Source organism: Halobacterium litoreum, from assembly GCF_021233415.1.
Taxonomy (GTDB): domain Archaea; phylum Halobacteriota; class Halobacteria; order Halobacteriales; family Halobacteriaceae; genus Halobacterium; species Halobacterium litoreum.
Window position 1 is genome coordinate 705338 of record NZ_CP089466.1, and the last position, 21760, is coordinate 727097.

Annotated in this window: 26 protein-coding genes; 16 read left to right on the forward strand and 10 right to left on the reverse strand. The window is 69.2% G+C overall.

Annotation, left to right across the window (positions count from 1 at the left end; translation table 11 throughout):
* Positions 1-23: 23 nt before the first annotated feature.
* The 4 genes from LT972_RS03905 to LT972_RS03920 all read left to right on the forward strand — a co-directional run bounded on the left by LT972_RS03905 (position 24) and on the right by LT972_RS03920 (position 2929).
* On the forward strand, positions 24-428 hold the full coding sequence (locus LT972_RS03905; protein ID WP_232571891.1) for a DUF5788 family protein: 405 nt from the start codon (positions 24-26) through the stop codon (positions 426-428).
* Positions 429-510: 82 nt separating this feature from the next.
* Positions 511-993 (forward strand): hypothetical protein, encoded by a 483-nt coding sequence (locus LT972_RS03910; RefSeq protein WP_232571892.1) that lies wholly within the window; start codon positions 511-513, stop codon positions 991-993.
* Positions 994-1047: 54 nt separating this feature from the next.
* Positions 1048-2427 carry a bifunctional metallophosphatase/5'-nucleotidase gene (locus LT972_RS03915; protein WP_232571893.1) on the forward strand — a complete coding sequence of 460 codons (1380 nt, stop codon included), beginning with the start codon at positions 1048-1050 and terminating at the stop codon, positions 2425-2427.
* A gap of 61 nt (positions 2428-2488) precedes the next feature.
* Positions 2489-2929 carry a hypothetical protein gene (locus LT972_RS03920; RefSeq protein ID WP_232571894.1) on the forward strand — a complete coding sequence of 147 codons (441 nt, stop codon included), beginning with the start codon at positions 2489-2491 and terminating at the stop codon, positions 2927-2929.
* Here LT972_RS03920 and LT972_RS03925 read toward each other — a convergent pair whose 3' ends face one another.
* The 3 genes from LT972_RS03925 to LT972_RS03935 all read right to left on the reverse strand — a co-directional run bounded on the left by LT972_RS03925 (position 2930) and on the right by LT972_RS03935 (position 5632).
* Positions 2930-4429 carry an RtcB family protein gene (locus tag LT972_RS03925; protein ID WP_232571895.1) on the reverse strand — a complete coding sequence of 500 codons (1500 nt, stop codon included), beginning with the start codon at positions 4427-4429 and terminating at the stop codon, positions 2930-2932.
* Positions 4430-4490: 61 nt separating this feature from the next.
* Positions 4491-4904, reverse strand: a complete 414-nt coding sequence (locus LT972_RS03930; RefSeq protein WP_232571896.1) for an archease — start codon at positions 4902-4904, stop codon at positions 4491-4493.
* The gene (locus LT972_RS03935; protein WP_232571897.1) at positions 4901-5632 is read right to left on the reverse strand and encodes a DUF502 domain-containing protein; all 732 of its coding nucleotides are present in this window, start codon (positions 5630-5632) and stop codon (positions 4901-4903) included. The genes LT972_RS03930 and LT972_RS03935 overlap by 4 nt, the downstream gene beginning before the upstream one ends.
* Positions 5633-5786: 154 nt before the next feature.
* Here LT972_RS03935 and LT972_RS03940 point away from each other — a divergent pair, with 154 nt between their 5' ends.
* The 4 genes from LT972_RS03940 to LT972_RS03955 all read left to right on the forward strand — a co-directional run bounded on the left by LT972_RS03940 (position 5787) and on the right by LT972_RS03955 (position 8878).
* Positions 5787-6266: a GNAT family N-acetyltransferase gene (locus LT972_RS03940; protein ID WP_232571898.1), complete on the forward strand. Its 480-nt coding sequence runs from the start codon at positions 5787-5789 to the stop codon at positions 6264-6266.
* 168 nt (positions 6267-6434) lie between these two features.
* Positions 6435-7610, forward strand: coding sequence for a DNA primase small subunit PriS (gene priS / locus LT972_RS03945; protein WP_232571899.1), 1176 nt, complete (start codon positions 6435-6437; stop codon positions 7608-7610).
* Entirely contained in the window at positions 7607-8458 is an 852-nt protein-coding gene (locus LT972_RS03950) for a hypothetical protein (protein WP_232571900.1), read from the forward strand. Before priS ends, LT972_RS03950 begins: the two co-directional genes overlap by 4 nt.
* Positions 8459-8878 (forward strand): hypothetical protein, encoded by a 420-nt coding sequence (locus LT972_RS03955; protein ID WP_232571901.1) that lies wholly within the window; start codon positions 8459-8461, stop codon positions 8876-8878. It abuts the gene before it with no gap.
* 161 nt (positions 8879-9039) lie between these two features.
* On the opposite strand, the gene LT972_RS03960 is transcribed toward LT972_RS03955, so the two are convergent.
* Together LT972_RS03960 and LT972_RS03965 are read right to left on the reverse strand one after the other, a co-directional pair.
* Positions 9040-11319, reverse strand: coding sequence for a CDC48 family AAA ATPase (locus LT972_RS03960; RefSeq protein ID WP_232571902.1), 2280 nt, complete (start codon positions 11317-11319; stop codon positions 9040-9042).
* A complete protein-coding gene (locus tag LT972_RS03965; RefSeq protein ID WP_232571903.1) occupies positions 11316-11567 on the reverse strand; it encodes a DUF7127 family protein in 252 nt (83 codons plus the stop codon). Before LT972_RS03965 ends, LT972_RS03960 begins: the two co-directional genes overlap by 4 nt.
* Positions 11568-11709: 142 nt before the next feature.
* On the opposite strand from LT972_RS03965, the gene LT972_RS03970 reads away from it, so the two are divergent.
* Together LT972_RS03970 and LT972_RS03975 are read left to right on the forward strand one after the other, a co-directional pair.
* Complete coding sequence (locus tag LT972_RS03970) at positions 11710-12498, forward strand: alpha/beta fold hydrolase (RefSeq protein ID WP_232571904.1); 789 nt, start codon at positions 11710-11712, stop codon at positions 12496-12498.
* Positions 12499-12530: 32 nt separating this feature from the next.
* Positions 12531-12722 (forward strand): hypothetical protein, encoded by a 192-nt coding sequence (locus LT972_RS03975; protein WP_232571905.1) that lies wholly within the window; start codon positions 12531-12533, stop codon positions 12720-12722.
* Here the strand turns inward: LT972_RS03975 and panB are convergent.
* Positions 12719-13528: a 3-methyl-2-oxobutanoate hydroxymethyltransferase gene (panB, locus tag LT972_RS03980; protein WP_232571906.1), complete on the reverse strand. Its 810-nt coding sequence runs from the start codon at positions 13526-13528 to the stop codon at positions 12719-12721. The genes LT972_RS03975 and panB overlap by 4 nt on opposite strands.
* A gap of 91 nt (positions 13529-13619) precedes the next feature.
* On the opposite strand from panB, the gene LT972_RS03985 reads away from it, so the two are divergent.
* Positions 13620-13850, forward strand: coding sequence for a DUF5822 domain-containing protein (locus tag LT972_RS03985; RefSeq protein WP_232571907.1), 231 nt, complete (start codon positions 13620-13622; stop codon positions 13848-13850).
* On the opposite strand, the gene LT972_RS03990 is transcribed toward LT972_RS03985, so the two are convergent.
* Positions 13847-14365 (reverse strand): HAD family hydrolase, encoded by a 519-nt coding sequence (locus LT972_RS03990; RefSeq protein ID WP_232571908.1) that lies wholly within the window; start codon positions 14363-14365, stop codon positions 13847-13849. The two genes, LT972_RS03985 and LT972_RS03990, sit on opposite strands and share 4 nt — an antisense overlap.
* A 453-nt stretch (positions 14366-14818) precedes the next feature.
* Here LT972_RS03990 and LT972_RS03995 point away from each other — a divergent pair, with 453 nt between their 5' ends.
* A complete protein-coding gene (locus LT972_RS03995; RefSeq protein ID WP_232571909.1) occupies positions 14819-15922 on the forward strand; it encodes a Gfo/Idh/MocA family protein in 1104 nt (367 codons plus the stop codon).
* A gap of 108 nt (positions 15923-16030) precedes the next feature.
* The gene (gene cysE, locus LT972_RS04000; RefSeq protein ID WP_232571910.1) at positions 16031-16558 is read left to right on the forward strand and encodes a serine O-acetyltransferase; all 528 of its coding nucleotides are present in this window, start codon (positions 16031-16033) and stop codon (positions 16556-16558) included.
* A gap of 4 nt (positions 16559-16562) precedes the next feature.
* Here the strand turns inward: cysE and LT972_RS04005 are convergent, their stop codons facing one another.
* From LT972_RS04005 to LT972_RS04015, 3 genes are all read right to left on the reverse strand, one after another.
* On the reverse strand, positions 16563-17687 hold the full coding sequence (locus LT972_RS04005; protein ID WP_232571911.1) for an acyl-CoA dehydrogenase family protein: 1125 nt from the start codon (positions 17685-17687) through the stop codon (positions 16563-16565).
* A gap of 182 nt (positions 17688-17869) precedes the next feature.
* The gene (locus LT972_RS04010) at positions 17870-19066 is read right to left on the reverse strand and encodes an alanine--tRNA ligase-related protein (RefSeq protein ID WP_232571912.1); all 1197 of its coding nucleotides are present in this window, start codon (positions 19064-19066) and stop codon (positions 17870-17872) included.
* A gap of 40 nt (positions 19067-19106) precedes the next feature.
* Positions 19107-19610 carry a helix-turn-helix domain-containing protein gene (locus LT972_RS04015; protein ID WP_232571913.1) on the reverse strand — a complete coding sequence of 168 codons (504 nt, stop codon included), beginning with the start codon at positions 19608-19610 and terminating at the stop codon, positions 19107-19109.
* 85 nt (positions 19611-19695) lie between these two features.
* Between LT972_RS04015 and LT972_RS04020 the strand changes: the two genes are divergently transcribed.
* From LT972_RS04020 to LT972_RS04030, 3 genes are all read left to right on the forward strand, one after another.
* Positions 19696-20949: a hypothetical protein gene (locus LT972_RS04020; protein ID WP_232571914.1), complete on the forward strand. Its 1254-nt coding sequence runs from the start codon at positions 19696-19698 to the stop codon at positions 20947-20949.
* Between the two features lie 94 nt (positions 20950-21043).
* Positions 21044-21205 (forward strand): DUF7560 family zinc ribbon protein, encoded by a 162-nt coding sequence (locus LT972_RS04025; protein ID WP_232571915.1) that lies wholly within the window; start codon positions 21044-21046, stop codon positions 21203-21205.
* Positions 21206-21289: 84 nt separating this feature from the next.
* On the forward strand, positions 21290-21745 hold the full coding sequence (locus tag LT972_RS04030) for a pyridoxamine 5'-phosphate oxidase family protein (protein WP_232571916.1): 456 nt from the start codon (positions 21290-21292) through the stop codon (positions 21743-21745).
* Positions 21746-21760: the final 15 nt, after the last annotated feature.

Consider the following 21760-nt stretch of genomic DNA (forward strand, 5'->3'; position numbering starts at 1 on the left):
CCGGCCCGCGCCACGCGACGAGTATGGACGAACGAGAGCGCCAGCGACTGCTGGACCGCGTCGAGCGGCCGTCGAACAGCATCGGCGAGTCGATTCCCGACGAACTGTCGGTCGGCGACACCACCATCGACCTGAAGGCGTTCGTCTTCGAGTGCAAGCGCCTCGACGCCGTGCCGACCGACCGGCGCGAGGAAATCGAGTCGGTGCAGTCGACGCTCCGGCGCGAACGCCTCCGGCGCAAGCGCCGAATCAGGGACGACGATATCTCCCGCGAGACAGCAGAAGAACTCGCAGCGAGCGTCCACGGCATCGACCGCGCGCTGAACGCCTTGGCGGGATTGAACGACCCCGACATCGGGGAGGAACTCAGACAGAAGCGACTGGACGACGCGAGGGAACTGCTCGCGCTGGCCGACACCTCGCTCTGAGGGCGCTCGGTCCGGCGGAACTGGCGGCGACCCGCCGACGAAACCCACACGTTTTACTCGCCGCCCGCCCTCGCCGTCGGGCATGGACTCACTCACGCGACGCGAGGCGGTCGGCGCCGGCGTCGCCGCGCTCGCGGGACTCGCCGGCTGTTCGACGGGGTCGGGGTCGAGCGGCGGCGGTGGCGGCAGCGACCAGCCGCGACTCGACCGCGTCCGCGTCAGCAACTCGCGGGCCGACGACGTGTCCCTGGACCTGCAACTGGAACTCGACGGCGAAGTCGTGTTCTGGCGGGACGTGGCCGTCGACGGCGTGGAGACCGAGGGGTCGGGACAGAGCGTGCAGGGCGCGACGTTCGAACCGCCGGCGTTCCCGCGGGAGCGCGGCGAGTGGCGCGTCAGGGCGCGTGTCCGCGGGACGGACCAGACGTACTCGACGCTGTTCACGAGCGAGACGACGGCGGAGTCGTGTCTCGCGCTCGGCGTGAACGTGCAGGCAGACGACGTCGAAATCACGTACGTCGCCACCCACGAGTGCGACGCCGTCTCGACAACGACCGAGGGCTGACGCTCCAGATTCCTTCACAGAACGCTTAGGGGGCGGGTGGCGGTACACCGCTCTATGACTGTCCGCATCCTCCACTACTCGGACGTGGAGAACGCCCACGACACGCCCGAGCGCGCCGGTCGACTCGCCGGCGCCATCGGCGAACTCCGCGACGACTCGACGGTCGTCACCGGGAGCGGCGACAACACCGCGCCGGGCGTGCTCTCGCTGGCCTGTGACGGCGCGCAGGCACAGGACTTCTACGACGCGGTCGACCCCGACGTCGACACCTTCGGGAACCACGACTTCGACCACGGGTTCGACGCCGCGCGGCGCGCCGCCCGCGAATTCCCGGGCGCGTGGCTGAACGCGAACGCCTACCTCGACGGCGAGCGCTTCGCCGCCGAGCACACCACGCCGAGCGTGCTCGTCGACGCCGGCGGTGAGACGGTCGGGTTCGTCGGCGTGGCGAACGAGGCGACACCCGAGATGAACCCGAAGGCTGACGCGCTGGACGTGCGCGACCCGGCGACGGCCGTCAACGACGCTGCGAGCGACCTCCGGGACGCGGGCGCGGACCACGTGGTCGTCGTCTCGCACTGCGGCGATAGGGACGACGAACTCGCGACCGAGGTGGACGCGGACGCGATTCTCGGCGGGCACGAGCACGACGAACACCTCGCTCGCGTGGACAGCACGCTCGTCGCGCGCCCCGGCGCCTGCGGGCACGGCCTGCTGGCGGTGCGCCTCGGCGACGAAGTGACTGCGACACAGCACGACACCGCCGATTTCCCCGTGGACGAGTCGGTCGCGGACGCGCTCCGCGAGCGCAAGGACAGAACCGGGCTCTCGGCGGTCGTGGCGACGGTCGAAGAGCCGGTGACGCGCACCGAGCGCGACCGGAAGGGCGGCGAGAGCCCGGTCGGGAACTTCGTCACGGACGCGATGCGCGCGGCGGGCGCCGCCGACGCCGCGTTCGTCTTCGGCGGCATCCGCGAGGACGACCCCCTAGAGGGCGAGGTGACCGCCGGCGAAATCCACGGCCTCTGCCCGTTCGACGACGAGGTCGCCGTCGCCGAGGTGGACGGCGCGACGCTCCTCGACGCGCTCCGAGACCTCTCCTTTGCCGCGCGCCACCCCGACGAGGACGTGCCCGCGTGGTGGTTCGGGCAAGTCTCCGGCATCGAACTCGTCTACGACGACCGCGACCACGCGGTCGTGGAGGCGTCGGTCGGCGGCGACCCGATTCACCCCGACGATACGTACGAAGTTGCGCTCTCGGATTACCACGTCGAGACCGACCACATCGTGCGCGCCGTCGGTCCCGACGACGTGGTGCGGACCGCTGTGCCGCTCCGCGATGCGCTCGTGGCGTACGCTCGCGAGGCCGGTGTGAACACCGACGTGGAGGGCCGCATCCAGCGGCCGTACCTCGAGACGCCCACGCTGCACTGAGCGCCGACCCAACTGTACAATCCCCCAATACTTTTCGGGAACCACGACGAACAGCGGCCCGATGCCCTCCACTCGCCGCCGCTTCCTCGGAGCGACTGCCGGCACGACCGCCGCGCTCGTCAGTCTCGCAGGCTGCACGGGGTCGGACGGGAATCCACCCGACCGGCCGGTCGTCGAGCGCGTCGGCCTCCGGAACCACGACGACACCGCCCACCGCGTCGCACTCCACGTCGAGGTCGACGGAACCGTCGAACACTGGACTTCCTACGACCTCGCGCCCGCCGGCGAGGACGGCGGCGCCGCGACCATCGAACCGCCGGCGTTCCCCGCCGAGGAGGCCATCTGGGCGGTCGGCGTGCGCCTACTCGACGGGGACGCCCAGACGACGGTCGACCCCCGTGTCCACGACCACACCTGCAAGGTGTTGACGTTCCGCGTCACCGACGACGCCGACATCGAGCCGGCGTCGACGAGTCACGAGTGCGACGGTGGCGGCGAGTGACTACCCCTTGACGTTGCAGACGGGGAACGTGCGCACCACGAGGTCGCCGATGCCGAGGTCGTCGGAGACGCCGACGACCTCGTCCACGTCCTTGTAGACGCCGGGGGCCTCCTCCGCGATGGTGGAGCCTGAGGCCGCCTTGACGTAGATTTCGTTCTGCTCGCGCAGGTCGTCGGCCACGTCGCCGCCCCAGTACTCGTCTTTCGCCTGCGTGCGACTCATCAGCCGGCCCGCGCCGTGCGCAGTGGAACCGAACGAGCGGTCGAGCGAGCCGTCGCCGCCCTTCAAGACGTAACTCCCGGCTCCCATGCTGCCGGGGATGATGACCGGCTGACCCACGTCGCGGTACGCCTTCGGGACCTCGGGGTGGCCGGCGGGGAACGCGCGCGTCGCGCCCTTGCGGTGAACGTAGAGGTCGCGCTCCACTCGCCCGCCGTCGCCGTCGAGGCTGTAGCCGTCTTCAGTGACGTACACATCGTGAGTCTCGCGTTTCGCGATGTTGTGCGCCACGTCGTACAGCAGGTCCATCTCCAAGTCCTGCCACGACGCGTCGAACACGTCCGCGAACGTCTCCCGGACCGCGTGCGTGATGAGTTGGCGGTTCACCCACGCGAAGTTGATGGCGGCGCACATCGCGCCGTAGTAGTCCTCGGCGACCTCGGAGCCGGCGGGCGCAGCGGCGAGGTCCTTGTCCGGGAGTTCCTCGAGGAACTCGGGGTGTTCCTGCTCGATGCGCCGGAGGTAGTCCGAGCAGACCTGGTGGCCGAGGCCCCGCGAGCCGCAGTGAATCAGGACGACGAGTTGGTCCTCAGCGAGACCGAACGCGTCGGCCGTCTCGTCGTCGTAGACGTCGGTGACGCGCTGGATTTCGAGGAAGTGGTTGCCCGACCCCAGCGACCCCATCTGGCTGGCGCCGCGGTCCTTGGCCTTCTTCGAGACGGCGTCCGGGTCGGCGTCCGGACGCATCCCCTCGTCCTCGCAGTGCTCGAGGTCCTCGCGCACCGCGTACCCCTCCTCCAGACACCAGTCGACGCCGCGTTCCAGCGCCTTCTCCAAGTCGGTGTGGTTGCCGTCGTGGACGCCGCCGCCGCCGAGACCGCAGGGCACGGCGTCGAACAGCGCCTCCACGAGTTCCTCCTCGCGGCCCCGCACGTCCTCGTAGGTCAGATTCGTCTTCACCATCCGGACGCCGCAGTTGATGTCGAAGCCGACGCCGCCCGGCGAGATACAGCCGTCCTCGGCGTCGAACGCCGCGACGCCGCCCACCGGGAAACCGTACCCCTGGTGGCCGTCGGGCATGCAGAGCGCGGGCGCGACGGCGCCCGGCATGCACGCGACGTTCCGGAGTTGCGAGAGCGTGCGGTCGTCCTTGATGTGTTCGAGGAGGTCCTCGTTCGCGAACACGCGCGCCGGGACGTCCATCCCGTCGTCGCGCTCCAACTCCCAGACGTTCGCCTCGACCTCGTGGAGCGTGAGGCCGTCGGCGTCGAACGTGGTCATGCGTGAACGTCGGCGGGGCGCGTGGGAATACGTTTCGTCTACCCGGCGCCCGACGCGTCGCTCACACGTCGAAGACGACGTACGCGTGCCACGTCCCGTCCGCCCGCTCGGAGAGGTCCATCTCTGAGTACGTCACCGCCTTCAGGTCGCGGGCGTCCACCTCGTCGAGGGGCACGCCGCGGGCCGACGCCTCGATTACCCACTCGCCGTCCGCCTCGCGGACGGTCGCATCGTTCGCCACTGGGAGGACGCCGCGCACGTCGCGCTCGTAGATGAGGCGGTCGAGGTAATCGTACAGCAGGGCCTCGCGGTTCTCGGCGCGCTCGGTGAACTCGAAGCGCTCGCCCGAGCCGGGAATCTCGTCGCACATCGCCGCCGCCATCCCGTCCGCGACCGCCGCGAACGCGGCGCCGAGACTGTCGGCGGTCGCTTCCACGGCGACGTCGGCGGTGTGGTCGCGCAGTTCGAAACTCACGGCGAGTCCTCTCTGGTCTTGGATTCCGCCATGTCCTGGCCGCTCAACTGTTCGAGGCGCTGCTGGGAGAGACCGTCGGCGTCACCGCCGCCGCCGGAGATGGCGACGCCCATCGTGACGACGGTGCGCATCCCCTCCTCGACGGTCATGTCCACGTCCATCACGCGGTCTTTCGGGACGTGCGTGAGGTGGCCGCCCATCACGGGGTTCGGGGCGAGCGGCAGGAACAGCGTCTGCATGTCCTCGTGGCCCGCCGCCGTCGTAATCGGGTCCGGCGTCTCAGTCGTCGAGAACCCGAGCGTGTACGCGTCCTGGTGGGGGAACTCCACGAGTTTCACGGACTGGAAGTTGTCCGCGTCGCTCTCCAACATCACGTCGCTCATCTGCCGGAAACTCTTGTAGACGGCTCCCACGCCCGGAATTCGTTCGAGCGCCTTGTCGAAGTACTCCAGGACCTGCTCGCCGGACTGGAAGGACGCCGCGAACCCGACGACGACGGTTACCGCGAAGATGACGCCGACGCCCACCACGTCGACGATGAGTTCGGACGCGTTCGGCGCCACGCCGAGTTCCTCGAGGAGCACCACCAGCGGGTCGAGCAGGTCGGTGACGACGCCCACCGCGACGCTGAGCACGTACAGCGTGACGAGAATCGGCACGACCACGGCCACCCCGGTGAGCGTCGCCTCCCGGATTCGGTCGTACATCGATTCGCGCGCCCGCTGCATCCGCGCTCGACCCGACGGGCTGTCTGACCCCTCGTCTGACACCATCGTCTCCGCACAGGGCCACCACCCGTGAAAGTATTACGGCAGGGCCGGGACGCGCCGACCCCCGGAGGGCGACGGTGGAATTATATTCACCGGCCTGCTACTCCCTCCAGTGAGCGTCACGGTGGACGAGCGCGTCGTCCCTCCGGGAGACCCGGAGTACCTCGAAGACGCGTGGGACCTGAAAGAGCGCATCCGGGAGCGAGAGGGGCTCCTCAAGCAGCGCCGCGGGTTCTTCGCGAACGCCTACCGACGCGCGTCGGTCCACTGCTTCGTCGACGGCGACGACCTCGTCGGGTTCGCGGCCGCGCGCTCGGACGGCTACATCCTCTTTCTCGCCGTCGACCCCGAGTACCGCGGGCAGGGGTACGGCGAGCGCCTCGTCGCCTCCGTCGCCTCCGAGGCGGGCAAGGCGTCGTGTCACGCCCGCGAGACCAACGAGAACGCCATCGCGTTCTACCGACACCTCGGGTTCACCGTCGAGCGCGAGATCGAGAACTACTACGAGGACGGCGCCGGCGCGTACTACCTCCGCCTCGGTGACCACGACCGCATCCGCGACCGCATCTCTGAGTTGCTGCGCGGTCGGTAATGTTCGAATTTCCCGCCGGCTAGCGCTTCACTCGCTTCGCTCGTTGCAGTGCTTGCGTCCCGCGCCGTCGCCGAGACGGCCGCCCCTGTCAGTCCGCCCGGTGTGTGACTGGGTGGCTCCGCGAAAGACGACACGCCTTTACCACGGGTCGCCGTATCCGTGTCCGGTATGGAGGAACGAACGCGAGCGTACCTACGGGGTCGGTTCGGCGACTTCTATCGCCGGGCGGACGTGACGCTCCCGCCGCGGGCGGACGACCGCGAGTGGGGGTACATCCCGTGGACGAGCGGGCCGGACACGACGATGGTCCGGCACAAGTCCACGCTCGACCTCGGGAACACCGCGGCGTTCCTCGAACGCGAACGCCCCCGCCACGTCTACTTCTCGGCGGGGTTCTACGAGCAGCCGGGCGCGTCCACGATGGGCGAGAAGGAGTGGCTCGGCTCCGATTTGGTCTTCGACCTGGACGCCGACCACCTGCCGCGCGTGACGCTCGGCGAGGACTCCTACGCCCAAATGCTGGCGAAGTGCAAGGACGCGCTCTACCGCCTGCTGGACTTCCTCGAGACGGACTTCGGCTTCGAGGATTTGACGGTGACGTTCTCGGGCGGCCGCGGCTACCACGTTCACGTCCGCGACGACGGGGTCCACGACCTCGAGCGCGAGCAGCGACGGGAAATCGTGGACTACGTGCGCGGGAACGAACTCGACCTCGACTCCCTCATCCGGGAGGAAGTCGTCGACGGGCGCGGCCTGAAGAACCCGACCGAGAAGCGCACGCTCCCCGCGGACGGCGGTTGGGGGCGGCGCGTCACGAATCGCCTCGGCGAGTTCGCCGACGACCTGCTCGAGCGCGACGAGGACGACGCCGTCGCCGAACTCGCGGACATGGACGGCGTCGGCGAGAAGTCCGCGCGCGCCATCTACAACGTCGTCCAGAACAACACGGAGGCAGTGAGGGCCGGGAACGTGGACGTCCATCCGGCGTTCCTCAAAGTCGCCCGCAAGTACGTCGCTGAGACCGTCGAGGCCGAGAACGCGCCCATCGACGAACCCGTGACGACGGACACGAACCGCCTCATCCGCCTGCCGGGGACGCTCCACGGCGGCAGCGGCCTGCGCGTGCGCCGGCTCACGCGCGAGCAACTGGACGACTTCGACCCGCTGGTCGACGCCGTCCCCGAGACGTTCGTCGGTCACGACATCACCGTGGACGTACAGGACGAGCGAACGCTCGAACTCATGGGGGAAACGCTTACGGTGGAACCGGGCGTCGTGTCGGTTCCAGAGTACGCGGGCGTCTTCCTGATGGCCCGCGGCACCGCCGAGAAAGCCAAAGAATGAACCTCGAAGACCTCCGCGCGGCACAGACCCGCGAGCGCGCGACCGACGGCCTCCAGGACCTCCGGGACTCCTTCTACGCGGACGTCGCGGAGTACATCGCGGACCTCAAGGAGCGCCGCGAGGACGCTGCCGCGGCCGCCGACGACCCCTTTGGCGACCCCGAGGTGCAGGAACTCACGGACAAAATCGAGACCGCCGAGCAGGTCACCGAAGCAATCTACGAGCGCCGGATGGGCAAACTCGTCAAGCAGGCGAGTCTCGCGGCGGCGGGGATGCCCGACGACGAGAACGGCCTCACTGCCGAGGAACGCGACCTCTATTCGGACCTCGTGGCGCGCATCGAGGCGAACAAGGCACACGTCCTTGATGTCATCTCGGGGGACGCCGAGTCCAGCCACGACGAAGACGCGAACCTCGAACCGACTGGCTCGCCCGACCCGACGCCCGACTTCGACTCGTCGCCGTCGACCGAATCCGAGTCCTCGGAATCGTCGGCCGCGGCCGCGATGGGTGGCGGCGACCCGGCGAACGACGTCGGGGGGTCGGCGGACGCGTCCGAGCCGGACGCGCCCGCCGGCGAGCCGCCGGAGGAACCGCCGGACGCAATCGCGGAGGACCTCGCTCGCGTGCAGGACGAGGACGGCGACGACGGGACGGCGGACGCCGAGGGAGACACCAGCGCAGACGAGGACGTGTCACGGACGACGGTGCGGATGGTCGACGACGTGGGCGAGATTTTCGGCGTGGACGAGCGCCCGTACACGCTCGAAGCCGAGGACATCGTGACGCTCCCGGAGGAAAACGCCGCGCCGCTCGTCGAGAAGGACGCCGCCGAGAAACTGGACTGAATGGCCCTCGGGCTGTTGATCCCGATTGCGAGCTTCGCACTCGGACTCGTCTCGTCGACCGTCGTCTGGTTCTACTTTGAGCCACTGTCCGAGGTCAAGAACGTGATTAGCCAGACCGATGCCGACCTACAGTACTACGCACGCGTAATCACGAGTCCGGGTCCAGAAAATCACGGCCAAGCGAAGCTTGATGAGGCATCGGAGGCGCTTCGTACCGACGCCGCACAGCTACGCGCGGCGTCGAATCAAGTGCCCAAATACCGAGTAGCGCGATACGTCGCGGGCTTGCCGTCTCGGGATTCGATAGACATTGCCGCGCGAAAGCTCATGGGATTATCGAACACGGTCTACGCCGATGACCATGAACGGAATACGGAGTGGAAAGAAGAAATCGAGGACAAACTAGAGCTTTCGGAGTGAGATTGTTGGGGCTAGATCACTCACCGCGAACGAGCGAAGCGAGTGAGCGGGCCGACGACTGACCACCGCGCGCCTCTGGCGCGCGACGGGAAGGAGGACGGTTTTTTAGCGTAGCTTTTTGCCAGCAAGCGGCCGAAGGCCGCGAGCGCAGCAAAAAGGTACTATTGGAACGCCCCGGGGGTGCGGTCCTCTTCCTCGGGGGCTTCGGCTTTCTCGAAGCGTTCTTCGATTTGCTCGTACTCTTCGCGGACCTGTTCGTCGACGCTCGGGGTGACTTCGTCGAGGGCGTCCTCGAAGTGCGCCATGGTGACGCGGACGTTCCCGACGGATTCCGTGGCTTCCTCGGGGTCGACGGAGTTGATGAACTCGCGGGTGGCGTTCATCGTGGCTTCGCGCACGAGCGCTTCGACGTCCGCGCCGACGAAGCCGTCGGTGCGCGCGGCGATGTCGTCGAGGTCGACGTCGTCGGCGAGCGGTTTGCTGCGGGTGTGGACGTCGAGGATGGCGCGGCGCGCGGCCTCGTCGGGGACGGGGACGTGGACGTGCCGGTCGAGGCGGCCCGGGCGCAGGAGCGCGTTGTCGATGAGGTCCGGGCGGTTCGTGGTGGCGACGACCACGACGTCCTCCAGTTCCTCGATGCCGTCGAGTTCGGTGAGCAGTTGGCTGACGACGCGTTCGCCGACGCCGGAGTCGCTCATGCCGCGGCCGCGTTCGCCCGCGATGGAGTCGATTTCGTCGAAGAACACCACCGTCGGGGCGTTCGCGCGCGCCTTCTCGAACACCTCGCGGACGCCCTTCTCGGACTCCCCGACGTACTTGTTGAGGAGTTCGGGGCCCTTCACCGAGATGAAGTTGGAGTTGGCCTCGTTGGCGACGGCCTTCGCGAGCAGCGTCTTCCCGGTGCCCGGCGGGCCGTAGAGGAGCACGCCCTTCGCGGACTGGAGGTCCATCGACTCGAACACCTCGGGGTAGTCGAGGGGCCACTGGATGGTCTCGCGGAGGCGCTCTTTGGTGTCTTCGAGGCCGCCGACCTGGTCCCACGTGGTGTCGGGGACTTCCACGAACACCTCGCGGAGCGCCGACGGCTCGATGCCCTTCAGCGCCTCCTTGAAGTCGCGTTCCGTGACGCGGATGGATTCGAGGAGTTCGGCGTCGATTTCGTCGGCTTCGAGGTCGATTTCGGGGCGGACGCGCCGGAGCGCGTTCATCGCGGCTTCCTTCGCGAGGCTCTCGATGTCGGCGCCGACGAAGCCGTGGGTGTTCTCCGCGAACGAGTCGAGGTCCACCTCGTCGGCGAGGGGCATCCCGCGCGTGTGGACTTGGAGAATCTCCTTGCGGCCGTCCTGGTCGGGGACGCCGATTTCGATCTCGCGGTCGAACCGGCCGCCACGGCGGAGCGCGGGGTCGATTGCGTCCACGCGGTTGGTGGCGGCGATGACCGTCACGTCGCCGCGCTCTTCGAGGCCGTCCATGAGGCTGAGCAGTTGCGCGACGACGCGGCGCTCCACGTCGCCCTGGGTCTCGCCGCGCTTGGGCGCGATGGAGTCGAGTTCGTCGATGAAGACGATGGCGGGCGCGTTCTCCTCGGCCTCGTCGAAGACCTCGCGGAGTTGCTCCTCGGACTCCCCGTAGTACTTGGACATGATTTCGGGGCCCGAGATGGTCTGGAAGTTCGCGTCGATCTCGTTGGCGACGGCCTTCGCGATGAGCGTCTTCCCGGTGCCGGGCGGGCCGTGCAGGAGCACGCCCTTCGGCGGTTCGATGCCGAGTTGCTGGAACAACTCGGGGTGACGCATCGGGAGTTCGATCATCTCACGGACCTGTTCGAGTTCGCGGTCGAGGCCGCCGATGTCCTCGTAGGCGACGTTCGGCGTGCCGTCGCCGCCCTCGCCGCCCGCGCCCGCGCCGGGCGCGATTTCCTCGGCGGGGCGCTCGGAGACCTGGATGTCGGTGTCGTTGCTCACGACGACCGTGCCCTCGGGCTCCGTCTCCGCGATTTTCACGGGAATCTGCTGGCCGGAGACCGTGCTCATCCCGCCGAAGCCGAAGGAGATGGGGATGGTCTGGCCGGCGGTGACGGGGCGGCCGTTGAGGCGGTCCCGGACCATCGGCGTGATGTCGCCGCGCACGCGGAGGTTCTGCGGGAGCGCGACGGTGACCGTGGTCGCGGGCTTGATGTCCGCGGGTTCGACGGTCACCTTGTCGTCGATGCCGACGTCGGCCTCCTGCCGGAGGCGCCCGTCGATGCGGACGATGCCCTCGCCCTCGTCCTCGGGGTAGCCCGGCCAGACGCGCGCGACGGCTCGTCCCTGGTCGCCTTTCCCTTCGACGACGACGTAGTCGCCGTTCTCGAGGCCGAGTTCTTCCATGGACGCGCGGTCCACGGCGGCCAATCCGCGGCCGGCGTCCTTCTGCTTGAGCGGCTTGACCGTGAGTTTCATCGTTCCACCTCGACGGTGACGACGCCGTTGTTGATAAGGGCTTTCGCTACGGTGCCCTCGGGCGCGTCGAGTTCGTGTTGCGAGGTCGTTCCGTCCCGTTCGAGGACGAGGATGACCGTGCCGTCGACCACGTCGACCGAGGCGTCGTCGTCGCCGACGCCGAGGTCCGCGACGAGCACGCTCCCGTCGTCGTAGTCGTAGCGGCGAGCCAGCGCGTCGGTCTCGTCGGTGAATGCGTTGAGGCTCATCTTAACTAACGTGAAGTAATCGTCCAGACTTTATAAAGTTGTCGTGCAGTTTTCGGGGACGGTAGCGGTCTACCACCGTACGAGTAGAATTGCGGTTCACACCGACGTAGGTGTTTTGGCGCTGGTCGCCCTCGCCGGGAACATGGAGACGGTCACCCACGACGGTCGCGACACCGCCTACCGCGTCACCGACCGCGGCGGCGACGGCACACCGATGCTCTGCGTCCACGGCAGCGGTGGCACGCACGCGGTCTGGAAGTCACAACTCGGCCGCCTCGCCGGCGAGCGCCCCGTCGCCGCCGTCGACCTCTCGGGGCACGGCGAGAGCGAGGACACCGACGCGGACGCCGGCCCGGACGCGCTGGACGCGTACGCACGAGACGTCCTCGCCGTCGCGGACGAGGTGGACGCGGGCGTCCTCGTCGGGAACAGCCTCGGCGGCGCCGTCGTCCTCACCGCCGTCCTCGACCACGGCGCCGACCTCGACGCCGTCGCGCTCGCCGGGTCCGGCGCGAAACTCTCCGTGTTCGACGACCTGCGGGACTGGCTGGCGGGCGAGAACGGTGGCTTCGAGCGCGCGGTCGAGTTCCTCCACGGCGAAAACATGCTCTTCCACGACCCCAGCGACCGCGAACTCGCGTTCTCGAAGACCGCGATGCGCGAGTGCGGGCGCGAGACGGTCGAACGCGACTTCGTGTCCTGTCATACGTTCGACGTCCGCGACCGACTCGACGAACTCGGCTGCCCGGTGTTCGCGCTGACCGGCGAACACGACCGCCTCACGCCCCCGTCGTTCCACGAGTACGTTGCAGAACACGTGCAGGACGGTGGGTGGACGACCGTCGACGACGCCGCCCACCTCTCGATGCTCGAAGCGCCGGACCGATTCAACGGCAAACTCACTGACTTCCTCTCTGAAATAAAAACCTAAACCCCGTGGGTCCGTTCGCGGAACCACGCCCGATGGACTCCGAATACATCGCGAAAGCTATCATCGCCGCGGCCCTCGTCGCGTCACTCGCGTACTCGCTGCTCGTCCTCCACCAGCCGCTGTTGTTCCTCGGACCGGCGCTGGCGGTCGCGTTCTTCTACCTGTTCTGGCGGCTCGTTCGCGGCGTCGAGCGCATCGCGACGGCGCTCGAAGAACAGGACTAGTAGAGGTCGTCCACGTCCTCCTCGACGTGGCTGTGCTCCTCGGCCGGGAAGTCGCCGGACTCGACCGCGTTCACGTAGTCGCCGATTGCGCGCTCCATCTCCGAGCGCACGTCGCCGAACTGCTTCGAGAACGGCGGACTGTTCTCGGAGATGCCGAGCACGTCGGAGACGACCAGCACTTGGCCGTCGGTGTCCGGGCCGGCGCCGATGCCGATGGTCGGGATGTCGAGGGCGTCGGTGATGTCACCGGCCACGTTCGCGGGGACGTGTTCGAGGACGAGCGAGAACGCGCCCGCCGCCTCGTGTTCTCGGGCGAGGTCGAGCATCCGCTCGGCTGCTTCCTGTTCGGTGCCCTGCCGGAACATCCCGCCGAGTTGGTTGACGTGTTGGGGGGTCAGGCCGAGGTGGGCCATCACGGGAATCCCGAGGTCGGTCAGGCGCTCCGTGAGTTCGACGGTGTGCGGGCCACACTCCAGTTTCACGGCGTCGGCGTCCTCCTCTTTCAACATTCGTCCGCAGTTCTGGACGCTCTCCGCGAGGTCCGCGCCGAAACTCAGGAACGGCATGTCCGCGACGACGACGGCGTCCTCGGTGGCGCGCGCGACGGCGCCCGTGGTGGACGCTATCTCGTCGACAGTGACGGGGAGCGTGTCCTCGTAGCCGAGGGCGGCGTTCCCCACGCTGTCGCCGACGAGAATCAGGTCGACGCCCGCCTCGTCGACGACCTTCGCGGTCGGCGCGTCGTACGCGGTGAGCATCGTGACTGGCTCGTCGCCGTGTTCGCGGACGGTGTTGACGGTCGGCATGTCTCGTGGTCGGAGAGACTCGGTGTTAAACGTACCCGAACCGGCGGCACACAGCGGGGAAGTTAAGCCGCCGGCACGCCTCGGTCGTCGCGTGCCGGAGTTAGAGGAGACGACCGACCCGGACGGCGTGGACTTCGGGTGGGTGATGCAGACGACGTTCGTTCTCACCATCGCGGTCGGCGCGCCCGTCGTCGCCGCGCTGTCGATGTTCTACGAACTGCCGTCGTGGGCGGCGCGCGCGTCGTTCGCGGTGCGCGTCGGCGCCATCGTCTGGTTCGTCACCGCCGTCGCCACCTACGGCTACGCTCGCCGGAACGCCTAGACCCAGCGGAAGTCCGTGCCGGCGCGCTCGGCGGTCACCTCGTCCGAAGCGGAGTCCCCGACGAACAGCGTGCGCTCCGGCGGCACGCCGAGTTCCTCCAGCACCCACGTCAACGCCCGCGGGTCGGGCTTCCGGGCGGGGACGGTGTCCCGGCCGGCGACGACGCTGAACGCGTCGGTGAGGCCGTGCTCGTCGAGCGCGATGCGACACGCCGCCTCGCAGTTCAGCGAACACACCGCGACGGGTGTGTCCGCGTCCGCGAGTTCGTCGGCGGTCGGCAGGCGCGTCGCGCGCGTCGCGCCGTCGCGCTCGTGCTCGGCGATGAGCTCGTGTACCTCCTCACCGATGCCCGCGCCCTCGGCGGCGTCCAGCATCTCCCACGTGTCGTACTCGTCGGGGTCCACGTCCACCGCGCGGAGCGCGCGCTCGATGTCGCGTTCGACCTCGTCCCAGTCCACGTCCAGTCGCACGAGCGTCCCGTCGAGGTCGTAGACGACGGCGTCGTAGTCGGTCACGGCCGCCTGTTCGCGGGAGGGCGTGTTATGGACTTCGGTGGCTAGCGTGGTATTTCGACTCGGAAGGCTATCTCTCAGGGAACTTTTCGAAAGCCCCTGCTCGCTCGACCGTCCGCGACTCGCTGCGCTCCTCGCTCCCTTCGGTCGCTTCGGTGCTTGCGTCGTCGGGGCCGAATCGAGCGAGCAGGGGCTTTCAGTCCCTCCCGCTACCGGTAACTCAGCCGGCAGATACGCGCCGACCGGCAGCCGGTAGTCGGGTGGACTGAAAGGGGCGACAGCCTCGGCGAAGGCCGACGACGCAAGCACGGACGCGAACGGAGTGAGCGACGCGCGCAGCGAGGCGCCCGAGTCGAGGCTGTCGGGGCTTTCGAAGTGGTCTCCGAAGACGCTGTGAATCTAACTGCTGCCCTGACCGTGACGAACGCTTATCCGCCGGCGGGGAGACACTTCGATATGACCGAATCGCTCTCCGTCGGCGTGCTGGGGTACGGCTTCATGGGCGAGGCGCACGCGAACGCGCTCGCTCGCCTCCCGATGTTCTTCCCCGACGCGCCCGAGGTCTCGCGGGACGTGCTGATTGGCCGGGACGAGGACGCCGCCCGGGAGGCCGCCGAGCGCCTCGGATTCAACCGCGTGGCGACGGACTGGCGGGACGCAATCGACGACGTGGACGCGTTCTACAACCTCGGCCCGAATCACGTCCACGTCGAACCCTCTATCGCCGCGCTCGATGCGGGCGTCCACGTCCTCTGTGAGAAACCGCTCGCGCCGACGCTCGACGACGCCGAGCGCATGGTCGACGCCGCCGAATCCAGCGACGCAATCGCCGGGACGGCGTTCAACTATCGCTTCGTGCCCGCGGTCCGGTACGCCAAGCGCCTGCTCGATTCGGGGGAACTCGGCGAGGTGCGCCACGCTCGCTTCCGGTATCTGCAGGACTGGCTGACCGACGCGGACGCGCCGTGGACGTGGCGGATGGACGCCGACAGCGCGGGGTCGGGCGCGCTCGGCGACCTCGGCGCGCACAGTTTCGACCTCGCGCGCTTCCTCGTCGGCGACGTCGACGCCATTTCGGGACATCGCGAGACGTTCGTCGAGGAGCGCACGCCAGAGGGCGGCGGCGACCCGCGACCCGTAACGGTGGACGACGCGTTCTCCGCGCAGGCCGAGTTCGCCTGTGGCGCGATGGGCACCTTCGAGGCGACGCGGTGTGCGCCCGCCCGGAAGAACGGCAACACGTTCGAAATCGACGGCACCGGCGGCGCCGTCCGGTTCGACCTCGAACGCCCGAACGAACTCGACGTGAACTGGCCGGACTCCCGGGGCTTCGAGACGGTGCTCGTCACCGACGACGACGACCCCTACGGCGAGCACTGGTGGCCGCCCGGCCACGTGCTCGGGTGGGAGCACACGTTCGTCCACGAGAACTACGAGTTCCTCTCGGCGGCCGCCGACGGCGGCGCCTTCGAACCCGGCTTCGGCGACGGTCTCGCCGCCCAGCGCCTCCTCGACGCCGTCGCGCGAAGCGACGACCGCCGCGAGTGGGTGTCCGTCTGACGGCGGCGTCCGCCGATGGCGGGGGTCTTTTGGGCGCCCGCGGTGGATTGCTACGTATGCCGACGCTCACTCGTCCCGCCGACCGACCGCGACGCCCAACGGAGGCCGATGCTCTCGCGCATCCGTGAGGACGTGCGCGCGATGCGGCGACGCGACCCCGCCGCGCGCGGCGACCTCGAAGTGTTCCTCTGCTATCCGGGCCTGCACGCGGTCTGGTTCCACGTCTTCCTCGCCGCGCCGCTGTACGCGGCGTGGCCGCTGGCCGGCCGCCTCGTCTCCCAGTTCGCGCGCTTTGGCACCGGCGTCGAGATACACCCCGGCGCCGACGTCGGCCGCCGCGTCACCATCGACCACGGCGCCGGCGTCGTCGTCGGCGAGACCGCCGAAATCGGCGACGACGTCCACATGTACCACGGCGTCACGCTCGGCGGCGACAACCCCGAACCCGTGAAACGCCACCCGACCGTGCGTCCCGGCGCGACGCTCGGCGCGAACGCGACGCTGCTGGGCGACATCGAAATCGGCGAGAACTCGTCGGTCGGCGCCGGCTCGGTCGTCACGCGTGACGTGCCGGCGGGCGCGACGGTCGCGGGCGTCCCCGCGGAGCGAGTGGACGCCGCAGACGTCGAGGCGTAGGAATTTAGTCGAGCAGGCCGCGCGCGATGACTTCCTTCTGAATCTCCGAGGTGCCCTCGTAGATGGTCGTAATCTTCGAGTCGCGGTAGAACCGCTCCACGTCGAAGTCCGTCGTGTAGCCGTAGCCGCCGTGAATCTGGACGGCCTCGTTGGTCACGTCGACGGCCGCCTCGCTCGCGAAGTACTTCGCCTTCGCCGCCGCCGTCCGGTGGTCCTCGCCTCGGTCTGCCTTCCGCGCCGCGTCCCGAGCGAGCAGGCGCGCCGCCTGCGTCTGGGTCTCCATGTCGGCGAGTTTGTGGCGGATGGTCTGAATCTCGGAGAGCGCCTTGTCGAACTGCTCGCGGTCGTGGGCGTACTCGACGGCCGCGTCGAGGCCCGCCTGCGCGAGGCCGACGGCCTGCGACGCGATGCCGATGCGGCCGCCGGTGAGGATGTGGAGCGCCGCCGACAGCCCCCGACCGACCTCCGTCAGCCGGTATTCCTCGGGAATCCGGCAGTCGTCCAACAGGAGCGCCGTCGTGTCGCTCGCGCGCAGCCCGAGTTTGTCCTCCTTCTTCCCGACTTCGAGCCCGTCGGTGTCCTTCGGCACGAGGAACTGCGTGATTTTGTCGTCGTCGCCGTCGACCTTCGCGAACACGATGGCGACGCCCGAGCGCTTCCCGTTCGTGATCCACTGCTTTTTCCCGTTCAGCACGTACTCGTCGCCGTCTTTGACGGCCGACGTCTCCATCTGCGCCGGGTTCGACCCGGCTTCGGGCTCGGAGAGCGCGAACGCCCCCACGGGCCGCCCGTCGGCCATCTCCGGCAGCCACTCCTCCTTGAGGTCGTCGCTCCCGAACTCCGCGATGCAGGACGTCGCGAGGCAGTGGACCGACAGCGCCGTCGCCACCGACAGCGTCCCGTACGCCACCTCCTCGTTGACGACGCTGTACGTCACCGAATCCACGTCCAGCCCGCCGTACTCCTCGGGCACGGTCATCGCCGTCATCCCCATCTCGCCGAGGCCGTCCCACACGTCCTCGGGGAACGACTGCTCGCGGTCGCCCTCGGCCGCCGTCGGCCGAATCTCCTCGGCGGCGAACTCCCGCACCGCGTCCCGAATCTGGCGCTGCTCCGCAGAGAGGTCCATACCCGTTCTGTGGGAGGCTCCCGAGAAAAGGTGTCTGGTTTTCGTGTTTCTGCTCGGCTGGCTTTCTGGGCACAACCGAGGACCCGATAATTCTTCGAGAGACCGAGTCGCTCTAATGAGGGTCCCCGCCGTCTACTACTCCTCGAAAGCCCCGGTCGGCTCGACTCGGGACGCTCGCTGACCTACTCCTCCCGGAGGTAGTCGGCCACGTCGTCGGCGTCGGCGTCGAGGCCGCCGCCCTGCGCGAACGACGGGCGGCCGCCGCCACCGCCGCCGAACGCGTCGGTCACGTCGCCGACCACGTCGCCCGCGTCGGCGTCCGCGCCGTCAGCGGCGACCACGACGAACGTGTTGCCCTCGCCGCCCGCGACCGCGACCACGTCCGCGTCGTCACCGACCGCCTCTTTCGCGGCGTCGCCGACCTCGTTGGCGTCGAAGCCGTCGAGCGTGCCGACGAGCCACGTCTCGCCGTCCCTCGAGAGCGAGTCGAGGCCGGCGACGCGGGAGTCGAGCACCTCGCTCTTGAGGTCCGCGAGTTCGGCCTCCAGTCGCTCGTTCTCGGACTGGAGTCGGGCGGCGGCGTCGCCGAGTTCGTCCTCGGGGACGCCGAGCGTCGCGGCGGCGTCGAGAGACGCGCGCCGCACCGCGGCCTGTCGCTCGATGGCCGACGGACCGACCGCGAACTCGACGCGCGTCAGACCCTCGCCGGGGTTCGAGCGCGAGAGCACCGACACGGGACCGATTTCGCTCGTGTTCTCGACGTGCGTGCCGCCGCAGGCCGCCACGTCCCAGTCCGCGACGGTGACGACGCGCACGCTGTCGGCGTCCGCCATCACGCCCTCCTCGGTCTTCGTGTTGAACGCCACGTCATCGCGGCTTCGGGCTTCGTCGGCGGGCACCTGCTCCCACGTCACGTCGTGGGAGTCCCAGACTGCGCGGTTCGTCAACCGCTCCAGTTCCGCGAGCACGTCGTCGTCGATGTCCGTGCTCGTCTCGAAGTCCACGCGAACCTTCTCCTCGGAGATGTCGAAGCCGCCGTAGCCGAGGTCCTCCAGAACGCGCCGGCCCGCGCCGTAGAGGACGTGGCTCGCGGTGTGCGCGCGCCGACAGTACCGCCGGAACTCGGGGTCGACTTCGCCCTGCACCGCCTCGCCCTCGCCGAAGTCGGGTTCGGCTTCGAGGACGTGGACCACCTCGCCGTCGGCCTCGTGGACGTGCTCGACCTGCACGCCGCCGACGGTGCCGCGGTCCGCGGGCTGTCCGCCGCCCGCCGGGTAGAAGTACGTCTCCGAGAGCGTCACGTCCGTGCCCGACACGCCCGTCACCGTCGCTGTGAAACTCGTGGTGTACGGGGCCGCGGGCGCGAGCGACTCTGCCATACCCGTGGGGAGTCGCCCGCGGTAGAAAAACGGTCCGGCGTTACTCCTCGCTCAGTTCCACGTCGAGGAACTCCTCGAGGGCGGCGATGACGGAACCGCCGACGTTCGCCTGCGTCGCGCGCCCCTGCTCGACGGCGAGCAAGTCCTTCCCGTCGAGGTCGAGTTCGTCGGCGAGTTCCTCGCGCTGGAGACCGGCGTCCTGTCGCGCGCGAACCACGCGCTCGCCGTAGTCCGAGACGAGGTACGGGAGTTGGTCGCCCTCGTAGTTCGTTCCTTCTTCCTCCCAGTGCGTGGAGTCGCCGCGCGTCGCGGCGTCGAACTGTCGCGCCGTGTTCTGTGCGGCGCGCTTCTTGCGCTCGACGTCGGAGTCGCCGTCGTCGGTGTCGGCGTCCGGGCTCTCGTCGTGGCTCGCGCAGTCCGGGCAGACGGTGAGTTCCGCCCCGGCGACGTTCGCCGACCGCAGCGAGTCGGAGGCAGACCCACACAGTTCGCAGGTCTGGCCGCCCCCACCGCTGCCGGCGCCGCCGGTCGAATACTTCGGCATACCCTGCGGTATGGAAGCGCCGACATTTCAATACCCCGCTTGTCGCCCGGGTAGCACTAAGTACCCGGAGTGCGAGCGCCCCGATATGCCCGCCGACATCGCCGACCGCGTCTACCTCGCGTCACTCGACAGCGAGGACCTCGCGGCCGCGTTCGGGGACGGGTACGAGACCGCGACGGAGCCGCCGGCGGTCTCGGGCCTCCTGCGGTCGCTCGCCGACACGCACGCGTGGGCGACCCGCGACACCGACGTGCTCGCGTCCCTCGACCGCGGCGACTACGTGCTGTTCCACCGCGACTGGGGACTCCGCGCGGTCGGACAGGTGTGGTCGACCACCGCCGACAGCGACGAGGTCGCGCGCCACACCGCCGTCGACGACCCCGCGGGGGAGTGGGGCGTCGTCACGCTCACGAACGTCCAGCCCGCCCTCGACACCGTCTCGCTGTTGTCCTTGGACGCCGGGGACGCTCAGCGGGACCGGTCGCTGTACCGAATCGAGGACGCGGTCGCGCGCGACCTCCGCAGTCGCTTCACGACGCCCGCGCGCCTGATAGAGGAGACCGTCGCGAACCCGCTCGCGTTCGACGTCCCGCCCGGCGGCACGCCGCCCGACCGGCGCCCCGACCCGCCCGAGAACGGACGGGACACCGCTGTCTCGACGCCCGAGACCGCGGTGAGCGCGCACCTCGACGCGCTCGACGGCGTGCGCACAACCGCGTGGCGCGTGCTCGCGCTCGGGGCGTTCCTCGTCGCCGCGACGCTCGCCGTCGTCCAGCAGTACCGGCCCGCGGACGGCGACCCGTTCTCGCTCACGCTGCCGGTGTCGGCAGGCGTCGTCGCCGTCGGCGTCGGCGGCGCGCTCGCCGTCGGCGTCGTCCTCCACGGCGCGCTCAAACCGCGGCCGGGCCTCGGACGGTTCACGCGCGAGCAGACCGGCGCGACGCGACGCGCCGGCGCCACGGAATCCGGGAGCGACGCCAGCGCGCACCTCGCGAACGCCACGCGAGCCTACTGCGCGCACCTCGCACACCTCACGCGCCGCCTCGGTGCGGTCACCGCCGTCGCCGCGGTCGGCGTCGTCGTCGGCGCCGTCTACCTCGCGTACGGCCTCGGCGTGCAGGTGTCGCCGGCCGTCCGCCCGCTGTCGCTCGTCGCGCTCGCCGTCTTCCCCGCGCTCGCCGTCGCCGCGACGCTGTACGCGTTCCGGCGGCGCGTCGTCGACGCAGTGGGCGACCTCCCGGACCTCGGCGCCGGCGTCCCGTCGCCCGCGCGCTCGCTCGCGGACCGAGCCGACGCCGCGAAACGACGCGTGTCCGAGGTCGCGAGCCGCATCAAGTAGTCGGCCGAACACGCTAGCCAGCCTGCGAGCTCTTCCCAACTGCTCGGAACCAGAAGGGTTCATTTATCCCGGCGCGACCAATAGTCGGACAGAGATGAGTCCCAGCGAGGACGTCCTGTTCGCGTGCCCGGACTGCGGGGAGACCATGCAGGTCAACCCCGCCATGCGGGACGCACTCGTCGAGAACGGGTGCGTGGTCTGTGGCTCCCCGGTCCCCGAGGACGCGTTCGAGGCGGACGACGCGACCGCGGAGTGACACAGACGGGCGACCCCTCGCAGCCGCCGGCGTGAGATGGGCAACTATAAAGACATTCACCGACAACCACCCGGCGTACCACCGATGGCCCTGGAGAAACAGACCGAGATGTCGACGGCGGACACCGACGCTCTCCTCGGCCGCCACGAGACCGGCGTCCTGTCGCTCGCGCGCGACGACGCCCCGTACTCGATTCCGATTTCCTACGGCTACGACGCCGAACGCCGCACGTTCTACCTCCGCCTCGTCTCCACGCCCGACAGCGAGAAGCGGGAGTTCCTCTCGTCGTCCCCCGACGCCCGCCTCGTCGTCCAGGAGGAAGACGAACCGACGTACCGCAGCGCCGTCGCGAAGGGCACCCTCGAAGAGGTGTCCACCGACGAGATGACCGTCGACCACATCGAGCAGTTCGGGGACGCGAAACGCCCCCTGTTCGAGGTGTGGGGAGAGTCCAAACGCGACCTCACCATCCAACTCTACGAGTTCGACGCCGACGACATCAGCGGCCGCCACATCGAACTCGACGCCGACGGGTACTGACCGCCGGCGCTTCGC

Bases quoted from the DNA above. Each gene is read 5' to 3' on its own strand.
- LT972_RS03905 (WP_232571891.1), top strand. From the start codon at position 24: ATGGACGAACGAGAGCGCCAGCGACTGCTGGACCGCGTCGAGCGGCCG.
- LT972_RS03910 (WP_232571892.1), top strand. From the start codon at position 511: ATGGACTCACTCACGCGACGCGAGGCGGTCGGCGCCGGCGTCGCCGCG.
- LT972_RS03915 (WP_232571893.1), top strand. From the start codon at position 1,048: ATGACTGTCCGCATCCTCCACTACTCGGACGTGGAGAACGCCCACGAC.
- LT972_RS03920 (WP_232571894.1), top strand. From the start codon at position 2,489: ATGCCCTCCACTCGCCGCCGCTTCCTCGGAGCGACTGCCGGCACGACC.
- LT972_RS03925 (WP_232571895.1), bottom strand. From the start codon at position 4,429: ATGACCACGTTCGACGCCGACGGCCTCACGCTCCACGAGGTCGAGGCG.
- LT972_RS03935 (WP_232571897.1), bottom strand. From the start codon at position 5,632: ATGCAGCGGGCGCGCGAATCGATGTACGACCGAATCCGGGAGGCGACG.
- priS (WP_232571899.1), top strand. From the start codon at position 6,435: ATGGAGGAACGAACGCGAGCGTACCTACGGGGTCGGTTCGGCGACTTC.
- LT972_RS03950 (WP_232571900.1), top strand. From the start codon at position 7,607: ATGAACCTCGAAGACCTCCGCGCGGCACAGACCCGCGAGCGCGCGACC.
- LT972_RS03955 (WP_232571901.1), top strand. From the start codon at position 8,459: ATGGCCCTCGGGCTGTTGATCCCGATTGCGAGCTTCGCACTCGGACTC.
- LT972_RS03960 (WP_232571902.1), bottom strand. From the start codon at position 11,319: ATGAAACTCACGGTCAAGCCGCTCAAGCAGAAGGACGCCGGCCGCGGA.
- LT972_RS03965 (WP_232571903.1), bottom strand. From the start codon at position 11,567: ATGAGCCTCAACGCATTCACCGACGAGACCGACGCGCTGGCTCGCCGC.
- LT972_RS03970 (WP_232571904.1), top strand. From the start codon at position 11,710: ATGGAGACGGTCACCCACGACGGTCGCGACACCGCCTACCGCGTCACC.
- LT972_RS03975 (WP_232571905.1), top strand. From the start codon at position 12,531: ATGGACTCCGAATACATCGCGAAAGCTATCATCGCCGCGGCCCTCGTC.
- panB (WP_232571906.1), bottom strand. From the start codon at position 13,528: ATGCCGACCGTCAACACCGTCCGCGAACACGGCGACGAGCCAGTCACG.
- LT972_RS03995 (WP_232571909.1), top strand. From the start codon at position 14,819: ATGACCGAATCGCTCTCCGTCGGCGTGCTGGGGTACGGCTTCATGGGC.
- cysE (WP_232571910.1), top strand. From the start codon at position 16,031: ATGCTCTCGCGCATCCGTGAGGACGTGCGCGCGATGCGGCGACGCGAC.
- LT972_RS04005 (WP_232571911.1), bottom strand. From the start codon at position 17,687: ATGGACCTCTCTGCGGAGCAGCGCCAGATTCGGGACGCGGTGCGGGAG.
- LT972_RS04010 (WP_232571912.1), bottom strand. From the start codon at position 19,066: ATGGCAGAGTCGCTCGCGCCCGCGGCCCCGTACACCACGAGTTTCACA.
- LT972_RS04015 (WP_232571913.1), bottom strand. From the start codon at position 19,610: ATGCCGAAGTATTCGACCGGCGGCGCCGGCAGCGGTGGGGGCGGCCAG.
- LT972_RS04020 (WP_232571914.1), top strand. From the start codon at position 19,696: ATGCCCGCCGACATCGCCGACCGCGTCTACCTCGCGTCACTCGACAGC.
- LT972_RS04025 (WP_232571915.1), top strand. From the start codon at position 21,044: ATGAGTCCCAGCGAGGACGTCCTGTTCGCGTGCCCGGACTGCGGGGAG.
- LT972_RS04030 (WP_232571916.1), top strand. From the start codon at position 21,290: ATGGCCCTGGAGAAACAGACCGAGATGTCGACGGCGGACACCGACGCT.